General features: G+C 64.4%; 10 protein-coding genes. 9 read left to right on the top strand and 1 reads right to left on the bottom strand.

What is annotated here, in order from left to right:
* The 9 genes from EOA60_RS04860 to EOA60_RS04900 form a co-directional block, all read left to right on the top strand.
* The coding region (locus EOA60_RS04860; RefSeq protein WP_164899187.1) for a peptide chain release factor 1 at positions 1-675 on the top strand (675 nt) is incomplete at its 5' end.
* Positions 668-1,537, top strand: coding sequence for a peptide chain release factor N(5)-glutamine methyltransferase (prmC, locus tag EOA60_RS04865; RefSeq protein WP_095823950.1), 870 nt, complete (start codon positions 668-670; stop codon positions 1,535-1,537). The genes EOA60_RS04860 and prmC, both read left to right, overlap by 8 nt.
* Positions 1,538-1,874: 337 nt before the next feature.
* Positions 1,875-2,840: a DUF4167 domain-containing protein gene (locus tag EOA60_RS04870; protein WP_245322313.1), complete on the top strand. Its 966-nt coding sequence runs from the start codon at positions 1,875-1,877 to the stop codon at positions 2,838-2,840.
* Positions 2,841-2,993: 153 nt separating this feature from the next.
* Positions 2,994-3,359, top strand: a complete 366-nt coding sequence (locus tag EOA60_RS04875) for a metalloregulator ArsR/SmtB family transcription factor (protein ID WP_095823948.1) — start codon at positions 2,994-2,996, stop codon at positions 3,357-3,359.
* Positions 3,337-3,858 carry an SRPBCC domain-containing protein gene (locus EOA60_RS04880; RefSeq protein ID WP_245322312.1) on the top strand — a complete coding sequence of 174 codons (522 nt, stop codon included), beginning with the start codon at positions 3,337-3,339 and terminating at the stop codon, positions 3,856-3,858. Before EOA60_RS04875 ends, EOA60_RS04880 begins: the two co-directional genes overlap by 23 nt.
* 255 nt (positions 3,859-4,113) lie before the next feature.
* Positions 4,114-6,720 (top strand): ATP-dependent chaperone ClpB, encoded by a 2,607-nt coding sequence (clpB, locus tag EOA60_RS04885; RefSeq protein WP_128311108.1) that lies wholly within the window; start codon positions 4,114-4,116, stop codon positions 6,718-6,720.
* A gap of 181 nt (positions 6,721-6,901) precedes the next feature.
* Complete coding sequence (locus EOA60_RS04890) at positions 6,902-7,261, top strand: MmcQ/YjbR family DNA-binding protein (protein WP_066990072.1); 360 nt, start codon at positions 6,902-6,904, stop codon at positions 7,259-7,261.
* Positions 7,262-7,402: 141 nt separating this feature from the next.
* Positions 7,403-8,917: a L,D-transpeptidase family protein gene (locus tag EOA60_RS04895; RefSeq protein WP_067319043.1), complete on the top strand. Its 1,515-nt coding sequence runs from the start codon at positions 7,403-7,405 to the stop codon at positions 8,915-8,917.
* A 242-nt stretch (positions 8,918-9,159) separates the two neighbouring features.
* Positions 9,160-10,716, top strand: a complete 1,557-nt coding sequence (locus tag EOA60_RS04900) for an MFS transporter (protein WP_095823945.1) — start codon at positions 9,160-9,162, stop codon at positions 10,714-10,716.
* Here EOA60_RS04900 and EOA60_RS04905 read toward each other — a convergent pair.
* Positions 10,713-11,958, bottom strand: a 1,246-nt coding sequence (locus tag EOA60_RS04905) for a M23 family metallopeptidase (protein WP_164899188.1), incomplete at its 5' end; no start/stop codon positions are given. The two genes, EOA60_RS04900 and EOA60_RS04905, sit on opposite strands and share 4 nt — an antisense overlap.

Raw genomic sequence — 11,958 nt, forward strand, 5'->3', positions numbered from 1 at the left:
TATGAGCGCTACGCCGCCTCGCGCGGCTGGCGTTTCGAGGTCGTTTCGGCGAGCGAAGGCGAAGTCGGCGGCTACAAGGAAATCATCGCCTCGGTGTCGGGCAAGGGCGTGTTCGCGCAGCTGAAATTCGAATCCGGCGTGCATCGCGTCCAGCGCGTGCCGGAAACCGAGGCCGGCGGGCGGATCCATACCTCGGCGGCGACGGTCGCCGTACTGCCCGAGGCCGAGGAGGTCGATATCGATATCCGGGCAGAGGACATCCGCATCGACACGATGCGCGCGTCCGGCTCCGGCGGGCAGCACGTCAACACCACCGATTCGGCGGTGCGCATCACGCATCTGCCGACGGGCATCATGGTGGTGCAGGCGGAAAAGTCGCAGCACCAGAACCGGGCGCGGGCCATGCAGATTTTACGGGCGCGGCTCTATGACCTGGAACGCAGCCGCGCGGACGAGGAGCGCTCGTCGTCGCGAAAATCGCAGGTCGGCTCGGGCGATCGCTCGGAGCGCATCCGCACCTATAATTTCCCGCAGGGACGCGTCACCGACCACCGCATCAACCTCACCCTTTACAAGCTCGACCGGGTGATGATGGGCGAGCTCGACGAGGTGATCGACGCGCTGATCGCCGACCATCAGTCGAAGCTGCTCGCCGACATGGGTATTGATGGCTGATCCTTTGCCCTCGGCACTTCGACCGCTGCTGCACGCGGCGAGGGAGCGGCTCGCTCCCGCCGGCATTGCCGATCCGGCGCTCGATTCCAGGCTGATCGTCGAGCATTTTTCCGAAACCACGCGCACCCAGGCTATCGCGGAGCCGGGCCGAACGGTGGATTCTGCGGCTCTTGCGGCAATCGAGGCGGCCCTGAGGCGTCGCGTCGCAGGTGAGCCGGTGCATCGCATTCTCGGCTATCGCGAGTTCTATGGGCTGCGGCTGTCGCTGTCGCCGGACACGCTGGAGCCGCGCCCCGATACCGAGACGCTGGTCGACGCGATCCTGCCCTTCGCCAAGTCGACGGCCGAAAGGCTTGGCCAGTGCCGTATCCTCGATCTCGGCACCGGAACCGGCGCAATCGCGCTGGCGCTGCTCAGCGCGATTCCGGCGGCGACCGCGACCGGCGTCGATATTTCACCCGGCGCGCTGGCGACTGCTACGCGAAACGCCGCGGATCTGGGGCTCGGCGGGCGCTTCAAGGCCCTGCATTCCAACTGGTTCGAAAAAGTTTCGGGCCGATACCATTTAATTGCCGCGAATCCACCCTATATACCCAGTCGAGACATTGGAAATCTGCAGGACGAGGTCCGCGATTTCGATCCACGCCAGGCCCTCGATGGCGGTGTGGACGGGCTGATCCCCTATAGGATCATCGCCGGAGAGGCGGAAGGATTTCTGGAAGCGCAGGGCAAGGTAGCGGTCGAGATCGGCCATACGCAGCAAAGCGAGGTGACCGCAATCTTCGCGGCAGCCGGCTACAGGCTGTCGGAGGCGCGACGCGATCTTGGCGGAAACGACAGGGTTCTGGTGTTTGAGCGTTGAAAGCCCTGATGCAGTGCGAAAAAACGCTTGGCAATATTAGGGAATGCAGCTAGGTTCCGGCTTAACCGGATGAGACGAAGCAGGCAGTGCTCTTAGCGATTCGGTTTTCCTTGGAAATAGCTGCCTCCTTGCGCAAACGACGCCCATGCTTCGTGCGGGAATCGTCCGGCAAGTGATGTAACCGGAACAGGATGGCACGTGGCGCCAACGCAATCGATGCGGGCGAACGCCGGTGAAAAAACGAAACGGTCGGCTGCATGAGTGCCACCGTTCGCGACGAGTTTTAGAAAATTCACATGAAGAGAGTCGAATGAGGCCACAACAGCAGAACAGGCGCATGCGCGGTCGCAACAACAATGGCGGCGGTGGCAACAACAATCGCAAGGGGCCCAATCCCCTGACGCGCAACTATGAGAGCAACGGTCCGGACGTGAAGATCCGCGGATCGGCTCAGCAGATCGCCGAAAAATATGCTGCACTCGCCCGTGACGCGCAAAGCTCCGGCGACCGGGTGATGGCGGAGAACTATCTTCAGCACGCCGAGCACTACAATCGCATCATCGCGGCCGCGCAGGCGCAGATGCCCATCCAGAACGCCCACCAGAACCGCGACGACTTCGATGACGACGTCGATGAGGATCGCGACGAGTTCGACACGGTCGGCAACGCAAATGCCGGCGAGTCGCAGGCCGCCGCGAACGGTTCCGGGCCGCAGCCGGTGATCGAAGGCACGCCGGCGGAACTCGCCTACAACCAGGAAAACGGCCGCGACAACAACCGGCGCGACAATAATGGTCGTGACAGGCACCGCGACCGCCGCAATGGCGGCTATGGCCAGTACGGTCAGAACGGTCAGCGCGGCGACAATGGTCAGCGAGAGCGCGGCGAACATGGCGGTCAGCAGTTCGATCAGAGCCGCCGCAATGAGGCGCAGGCCATGCCGGAGGGCTCCGCCGAAGACGGCGTTGTGGCCGACCAGGCTCCGCTGCTCGACAGCTTCTCGCCTGCGGGCCTTGCTGCCCAGGCCGAGCGCAACGAAGCCGGCACGGACAATGGCGGTGGGCGTCGGCAGAGACGTCCACGTCGCGGTCGCGGCAATGCCGAGCAGGGCCATAGCGCCGAGCAGGGCAATGCCGATGAAAGCAATGCCGGCCGGGCGGACAGCGCCGCCGATGGCGGCAACGTCGCGGACAGCGGCAGCGCGACTGCCGCGAAAGAGGCAAATGCAGCGCCGAGCGAGAACGGCGCCGGTGAGCCGGCAGGCGGCGCCGGCGAGCCGGCAGTCGCCGACGCAGATAGCTGACCGCAGGTCTATTTCCAGGCAATTCGAACGGCGGAGAGGTTTCTCCGCCGTTTTTCGTTGTGCGTGCCTAAAGCACGTCGCCTGAATCCGTTTCAGCGCGACGCGCTTTCGTTTCCTTGCATGGCGGTAATTTGTGCACTAATACTGAACCATATGGTTCAGTATATCAAGACCCGCCTCGATGCTTCGTTCGCCGCGCTCTCGGATGCGACCCGACGCGGCGTGCTGGAGCAGCTCGGCCGTGCGGACGCTTCGATCACGGAACTGGCCGAGAAGTTCCACATGACCCTCACGGGCATGAAGAAGCACGTCGATGTCTTGGAGCAAGCGGGGCTCGTCAGCACGGAAAAGGTCGGGCGTGTGCGGACCTGCAAGCTCGGCCTGCGCGGGATGGAGCAAGAGGCGGCATGGATCGAGAGGTACCGCCAGCTCTGGGACGCACGCTTCGACGGGTTGGAGAAGGTGGTCGAGGAACTGAAACGAAAGGAGAAGGTCGATGGACGCAAGCAAAGGGAGTGAGGCCACACCGATGCAGAACCGCACGACGGTGGAACGGACGTCGGACCGCGAGCTCGTCGTCACGCGAACCTTCAACGCTCCGGCGCGCATCGTGTTCGAGGCGTGGACCAAGCCTGAGCTGTTCAAGCAGTGGTGGGCGCCGAAGTCGATGGGAATGGTGCTGCGTTCCTGCGAGATGGATGTCCGTATCGGGGGCAGGTACCGTTTGGCGTTCGGCCACGATGCCTCAAACCTTGACGTGTTCTTCGGCAGGTACATCGAAGTGACACCGCACTCGCGCCTCGTCTGGACCAATGACGAAGGCGGTGAGGGTGGACCCGTCACGACGGTGACCTTCGAGGAAAAAGGTGGCAAGACGCTGCTGGTCCTGCACGAGCTCTATCCCTCGAAGGAGGCTCTCGACGCTGCCGGCACCGGTGCGGCGGATGCGATGGGCGAAACGTTCGGGCAACTGGACGAGCTTCTCGTCACCCTGGGCGCGAGCGGTGGACGATCATGAAGCCGTCAATGTCGCGCGTCACGCAGCCGCAGCACTTAAGCCCTTGTTTTAATGCCTAATGTTCGCACAAAACCGCTGCGCGCTTCGGGCGACCAGGCCCTGGAATATTCTGCGCTGACCGGCATCAGGGCGTCTTGAGAGACCTGAGCTAATACACCATATCTCGGCTGAACAGGACTCGGCTCGAATGAGCGGGCCCGTCACCGCAATCTGATCCGGTGCCGCAAAGCGGGCCGGTGATGGAAGGAGACATACATGAATACGGAGAAGTATTCCGAGCGCGTGCGCGGTTTCCTCCAGTCCGCGCAGACCATGGCGCTCTCGCGCAACCACCAGCAATTCACTCCCGAACATATGCTCAAGGTGCTCGTCGACGATGACGAGGGCCTTGCCGCCTCTCTGATCGAGCGCGCCGGCGGCAGCATTCGCGACGTGAAGCTCGGCGTCGAGGCGGCGTTGGAGGCTATGCCCAAGGTCGAAGGCGGCAACGGCCAGCTCTATCTCGCCCAGCCGCTTGCCAAGGTGTTTTCGACCGCAGAGGAACTGGCCAAGAAGGCCGGCGACAGCTTCGTTACCGTGGAGCGGTTGCTGCAGGCGCTCGCCATGGAGAAGTCGGCGAAGACCGCCGACATCCTGGCCAAGGCCGGTGTCACCGCGCAGGCGCTGAACCAGGTTATCAACGATGTCCGCAAGGGCCGCACCGCCGATTCGGCCAGTGCCGAGCAGGGCTACGACGCGCTGAAGAAATACGCCCGCGACCTGACCGCGGATGCGCGGGCGGGCAAGCTCGACCCGGTCATCGGCCGCGACGACGAGATCCGCCGCACCATCCAGGTGCTGTCGCGCCGCACCAAGAACAATCCCGTGCTGATCGGCGAGCCCGGCGTCGGCAAGACGGCGATCGCCGAAGGCCTGGCGCTGCGCATCGTCAATGGCGACGTGCCGGAATCGCTGAAGGACAAGCGGCTGATGGCGCTCGACATGGGCGCGCTGATTGCCGGCGCCAAGTATCGCGGCGAGTTCGAGGAGCGGCTGAAGGCCGTGCTGTCGGAAGTCACTTCCGCCGCAGGCGGCATCATTCTGTTCATCGACGAGATGCACACACTGGTCGGTGCCGGCAAGGCCGATGGCGCGATGGACGCCTCGAACCTTTTGAAGCCTGCGCTGGCGCGCGGCGAGCTGCACTGCGTCGGTGCGACTACGCTCGACGAATACCGCAAGCATGTCGAGAAGGACGCGGCGCTCGCCCGCCGCTTCCAGCCCGTTTTCGTCGACGAGCCGACGGTCGAGGACACTGTCTCGATCCTGCGCGGCTTGAAGGAGAAATACGAGCAGCACCACAAGGTGCGCATCTCCGATTCGGCGCTGGTTTCGGCCGCGACGCTTTCCAACCGCTACATCGCTGACCGTTTCCTGCCGGACAAGGCGATCGACCTGGTGGACGAAGCCGCATCGCGGTTGAGGATGCAGGTCGATTCCAAGCCCGAGGCGCTGGATGAGATCGACCGCCGCATCATGCAGCTCAAGATCGAACGCGAGGCGCTGAAGGTCGAGAAGGATGACGCCTCTAAGGACCGGCTGACCAAGCTGGAGAAGGATCTGGCCGACCTCGAGGAGCAGTCGACCGAGCTGACCGCCAAGTGGCAGGCCGAAAAGCACAAGCTCGGCCTTGCCGCCGACCTGAAGAAGCAGCTCGACGAGATGCGCAACGAGCTGGCGATTGCCCAGCGCAAGGGCGAGTTCCAGCGCGCCGGCGAGCTTGCCTACGGCAAGATCCCGGAGCTGGAGAAGAAGCTCAAGGAAGCCGAAGCCCAGGACGGTAAGGCCGGCATGGTGGAAGAGGTGGTCACGCCTGACCACGTCGCCCATGTCGTGTCACGCTGGACCGGCATTCCGGTCGACAAGATGCTTGAGGGACAGCGCGAGAAGCTGTTGCGTATGGAGGACGAGATCGGCAAGCGCGTCGTCGGCCAGGGCGAGGCGGTGCAGGCGGTCTCCAAGGCCGTGCGGCGCGCCCGTGCGGGTCTGCAGGATCCGAACCGGCCGATCGGCTCGTTCATGTTCCTGGGTCCGACCGGCGTCGGCAAGACGGAGCTCACCAAGGCGCTCGCCGCCTTCCTGTTTGACGACGAGAGCGCCATGGTGCGCATCGACATGTCGGAGTTCATGGAGAAGCACTCGGTCGCCCGGCTGATCGGCGCGCCTCCCGGCTATGTCGGCTATGAGGAGGGCGGCGCGCTCACCGAAGCGGTGCGGCGCCGGCCCTACCAGGTCGTGCTGTTCGACGAGATCGAGAAGGCGCATCCGGACGTGTTCAACGTGCTGCTCCAGGTGCTCGACGACGGCCGGTTGACCGACGGTCAGGGCCGCACGGTCGACTTCCGCAACACGCTGATCATCATGACGTCGAATCTCGGCGCCGAATATCTGGTCAATCTCCGCGACGACCAGGACGTCGATGCCGTGCGCGACGAGGTGATGGGCGTGGTGAGAGCCTCGTTCCGTCCGGAGTTCCTCAACCGCGTCGACGAGGTGATCCTGTTCCACCGGCTGCGCCGCCAGGATATGGACCGCATCGTCGAGATTCAGCTCAAGCGGCTGGAGAACCTGCTTGTCGATCGCAAGATCACGCTGTCGCTCGATCACGATGCGACCGAGTGGCTGGCCGGCAAGGGCTACGATCCGGCCTATGGCGCCAGGCCGCTGAAGCGGGTGATGCAGAAGGAACTGCAGGATCCACTGGCGGAGAAGATCCTGCTCGGCGAAATCCTCGACGGCTCGACCGTCAAGGTCACCGCCGGTTCCGATCGCCTGAACTTCCGTTCGAAGCCGACGGTGGTGGCGGCTGAAGCCGCCGCCTGAGTCGAGCCGGGGCATGTGACCGGAGCCATTCCAGGAAAAGCGCTTGGCGGTTTTCCGTCCGAATTGCGCAAACAAGGATACGAGGAGCGCGTCGCATCCGGCAGGGGCGGCGCGCTCTTGCTTTTCCACAGCGCCCTGCTGCAGAACCGGGCTTGATTGCGGTTCCCGGAGGCCGATTCCAATGAAGCTCGAGGACTATAACGGCTTCTGCGCCACGCTGCCCGCCACGACCCATGTCGTGCAGTGGGGCGGGGCTCACGTCTGGAAGGTCGGCGGCAAGGTGTTCGCGATCGGCGGCCATGACCGGGAAGGCGAGGTCTTCGTTACCTTCAAATGCTCCGACATGGCCTTTGACGTGCTGAAGGAACAGCCGGGCTGTCGGCCCGCGCCCTATCTCGCGTCGCGCGGCATGAAATGGATCCAGCGCCAGACAAGCCAAAGCGTGGATGATGCCGCGCTGAAGGACTACCTGCGCGAAAGCCACCGCCTGGTCGTGCTGAAGCTGACGAAACTGGCGCGCAGCGAATTGGGGCTGCACTGACATTCGGTTGGGGACCATGGTGAAACGCCGGAAATCCGCCATCTTCATGCCCGGTTCATATTGGAACCTTAGTTTTGGTAACTGGTTTGCTGGCGAAGGGTTCGCCCAGCAAGACCGAGCCGACCGGAGAGCCTGACCCACATGCTGCGCACGATCTTTTCCCTTTCGGCACTCGCGGCCGGGCTGGCGGCTTCCGGCGCGCTCGCAGCGCCGAGTCTGGAAGGCGCGCAGAAGACGGTTCGGTCCGCTCAGCACGGCGCGCTCCTGCTCGCCCAGGACGGCAATATCGACATCTACTACGATGCCAGGGGCAACCGGGTGCTTGTCGATGCCGATACCGGAAAGGTGATCGCCATCCAGCCGCCGCAGACCCGGCTCGATCGCCGGGCGCTGCGCCGTCAGCTGCGGATGCAGGAGCTCGGGCGTGCGCCCGTCGAGGACGACGACCGTTATTATCTCGACGATCCCGACGACATGGCCCGCTTCCGCCGCAGGCAGCTGGACGAGAACGGCCGGTATATCCCGCCGCCGGTCGACGACTACGATTCCAACAGCGGCAATTCCGTCGAGGCCTATCCGCCGGCGCCGAGCGACGAAGGGTATGCCACAACCTATCCGGAGGCGCCAAGGTCGGACACCATCAAGCGCGAGCCGCTGAACGAAGCATCGATCGAACCGCACCCTGGGCAGGGGGACGTGCTGCAAGTCAATCCGGAGACCCAGGCCGCGCTGCCGCCGGACACGGGCGGCAAGGCGACCGTCGATCCGTCGCTTTCGCTCGGCGTGCGCCAGGACGTGGCCGAACTCCAAGTGCTGCTCGACCGCGCCGGCGCCTCGCCGGGAGTCATCGACGGCCGCTTCGGCTCGAATGTCGACAAGGCCCTGGCCGCCTACAACCAGATCACCGGCAGCAATCTGAAATCGACCGACTCGGCCGCCATCAAGGCGGCGCTCGCCCAGTCGGGGGGCGACGCCTTCGCCTCCTACACGATCACGCCCGAGGACGTGGCCGGACCCTATGTCGCCTCGATTCCGGAAGATTACAGCCAGAAGGCCAAGCTCGACCGCATGGGTTACACCTCGGTCACCGAGGCGCTCGCCGAGCGCTTCCACATGGACGAAGGCTATCTGAAGTCGATCAACAAAGGCCTTGACTTCAACCGTCCCGGGACCATCGTCAAGGTCGCCAATTTCGGCCAGCTTGTGTCGACGCCGGTTGCCCGCATCGTCGCCGACAAGGACAAGAAGGAAGTTTTCGCTTATGACGCGGCCGGCAAGCTGGTCGCGGCCTATCCGGCCACCATCGGTTCGGCCGACACACCGTCGCCCACCGGCATCCACACCGTGTCGCGCATCGCGCTCGATCCCAATTACACCTATAATCCCAGCATCAATTTCAAGCAGGGCCAGAACGACAAGATCCTGACCATCCCGCCGGGGCCGAACGGTCCGGTCGGCTCGGTCTGGATCGCGCTGGACAAGCCGACCTACGGCATCCACGGCACGCCCGATCCTTCCAAGATCGGCAAGACCGAAAGCCACGGTTGCGTGCGCCTGACCAACTGGGATGCGCGAGAGCTCGCCAAGCTGGTGTCGCCGGGCGTGACCGTCGAGTTCGTCGGCGGGTCTTCAGTCGATGATTTTGCGCAGCAATGAGCCGCGCAGGGCGGTTGCATAGATCCGCTGCATCGCCAGGATGAACCCGCGCTGAGCAGCGGGTGATGAAGCATAGGCTGGCTCTTCCCCTTCTGGAATGACCGGCCGGAACCTAGCACGCGACGGCTCGTTTGCATTTACGATGGCTACCTTCCTGGCCATGCTGTCAGACCAAACTGGTTTCAGAACTGCAATCTTCTGGCTCGTTGTTACCGATACGCCGGAGAGCTAAGCAGGTTTTCATGCCTTCCTCGAGTGAAGCCACAGCCGATTCGCTTTCGACCGCGACGCGCGCGAACGGCACCTTTTGCCCGCAGACGCAGCGCAAGTTCGTGCTGGTCGCGGCAATTCTGGCCTCGGCGCTCGGCTTCATCGACGGTTCGATCCTGGCGATCGCCATGCCGGCCTTGCGCGTCGATCTCGGCGCCAGCCTGGCGCAAGCGCAATGGATCTCCAACGCCTATGCGCTGACGCTTTCGGCGCTGATTCTGGCCGGTGGCGCCGCCGGCGACCGATTCGGCCTCAGGCGCGCATTCGTGACCGGCATAGCGGTCTTCATCGCGGCGTCGCTCGCCTGCGCGCTGGCGCCCAATCCGGCAATGCTGATCGTGTTCCGCGCCATTCAAGGCGTCGGCGCCGCCGTCATGGTGCCGGGCAGCCTCGCCATCATCGCCAAGGCCTACCCCAAAAAGGAGCGTGGCCGGGCGATCGGCATCTGGGCCGCGGCCTCGGCGCTGACCACGGCGCTCGGGCCGGTGCTCGGCGGCTTCGTGCTGTCGACTTTCGGCAACGGCGTCTGGCGCACGATCTTTGCCGTCAACCTGCCGCTCGGACTGGTTTCGATCTATCTGCTGCTCGCCAAGATACCGGCGGACCAGCCGATCGAAAAGCGCAGCCTCGACCTCGGGGGCGCCGCGCTCGCCACGCTCGCCTTCGGGGCGCTGGCCTATGGGCTGACGGCGATGAACGCCGAGGGCGGCGGGATAATGGCCGGGCCGGCGATCGTCGCCGGCGTCGTCCTGCTTTTCATTTTCATTCTCTATGAGCGCTGGCAGCGCGAGCCGATGATCGATCTCGGCCTGTTTCGCATCGGGGCCTTCGCCGGCGCCAATCTCGCGACCTTCTTCCTCTATTTCGCGCTGTCGGCGAACCTGTTCTACCTGCCCATGGTTCTGATCGCGGGCTGGGGCCTGAGTTCGGCCGAGGTCGGCTTCATCTTCCTGCCGCTGTCGGCATTGATCGCGCTGCTGTCGGGGCCGGTCGGCCAGTGGTCCGACAAGATCGGCCCGCGCCTGCCGATCGCCGCCGGCAGCTTGGTCGTCGCCATCGCCTTTGCCGGCATGGCCCTGCTCGCCCATGCCGGGATCCACAATTTCTGGACCGGGACCTTTCCGCTGATGGCGGTGATGGGGCTCGGCATGGCGCTCGTCGTGTCGCCGCTGTCGACGGCGATCATGACCTCCGTCGAGGACAAGGACACGGGCGCGGCATCCGGCATCAACAATGCCGTCTCGCGCATCGGCGGCCTGATCGCGGTGGCGGCGATGGGCTCGCTCGCGGCTTTCGTCTATGCGCGATCGACCGGCAGCCCTGCCGGCATGCCCGGTTTCGGCGAACCGCCGGCGTCCGGGCTCGCGGCCAATCTCGACGCGTTGAGGATTGCGGCAAGCGATTCGGCCTTTGCCGCGGTCGCCGCCGTCACGACGCTGCTTTGCCTGCTATCGTCGATCCTCGCCTGGCTCACCGTGCCCGGACAGGCGCTGCCCTGGCCACGGCAGACGGGCGATTCGCCGGATTAGTTGGGAAGCTGCGAATCGGTCTTGGCGCTGGCGACCTTCAGCGAATTTCCGTCTTCCTGCTTGAGCAGGTCGTCGATACGCTCGCGCTCGCGCTTGAAGGCAACGAGATCGTCGCCCTTCAGCACCTTGCCGACCGGCAGGCGGACGCGCATCGGGTCGACCTTGGTGCCGTTGACGATCAGCTCGTAGTGGAGGTGCGGGCCGGTGGCGAGGCCGGTCTGGCCGAGATAGCCGATGACCTGGCCCTGACGCACGCGCACGCCCGGCTCGATCCCTTTGGCGAAAGCGCTCTGGTGATTGTAGGAGGTCTCGTAGCCATTGGCGTGGCGGATGATGATCTGCTTGCCGTAGCCGCCGGCCCAGCCGACCTTTTCGACAACACCGTTGCCGGCGGCGATGATAGGCGTGCCGATGGGCGCGGCCCAATCGACGCCGGTGTGCATGCGCACATATCCCAGAATCGGGTGCCGGCGCGCGCCGAAACCGGAGCGGAACTTGCCGGCGGGCAGCGGATTGCGCAGCAGGAATTGCTCGGCGCTCGACCCGTTCTCGTCGAAATAGTCGGTGCCGCCGTCCTGCATCTGGAAGCGGTAGAAATTGCGCGTCTGGCCGCCGAAGGTGGCTGAGACGTAGAGAAGCTCAGAACTGTCGGAGGTCTGGTCGTCGCCGTCGGGCTGCGAAAACAGGACCTCGAGACGGTCCGACGGCGAAAGCCGCGACTGGAAGTCGACGTCCGAGGCAAGAAGCTTGATCAGCTTCTGGGTCATCGATTTCGACATGCCATAGGAAAAGGCGGCTCGATAGATGCCGTCATAGACGTTGGGCAGGTTGCCGCGCACCACCACCGGCTGCGAATCATCGAACGCCGTCAGCAATTCGGGATTGGGCTCCGGCTCCTGCGCCGGCACGAACTGTCCGCGATCGTCGAGCGCGATGGTCACGATATGCGTGGTGCGGTCGTAAACGCTGGTGCGGACTACCTTGGCGACGTCGCCGCGCACCTCCAGGCCGACGCGCAGCACCGTGCCGGCCTTGAGCGCCGTCGCGTTCAAGAGCTTGCCGATCGCTTCCGACATGCCGGTGGCGTCATCGCCGGTGTAGCCCGAATCAGCGAAGGCGTCGGTGATATCGGTGTCCTCGGTGAAAGGGATGATTTCCTCGGCGAAGGCCGGCGTCTGGTCGTCCGGCGTGGCGCGCGGCGCCACCGAGACGTTCTCCGGCGTGATCTTGACGTCGTAGGAA

Origin of the sequence: Mesorhizobium sp. M1A.F.Ca.IN.020.06.1.1, from assembly GCF_004023265.1 — a bacterium.
GTDB lineage: Bacteria > Pseudomonadota > Alphaproteobacteria > Rhizobiales > Rhizobiaceae > Mesorhizobium.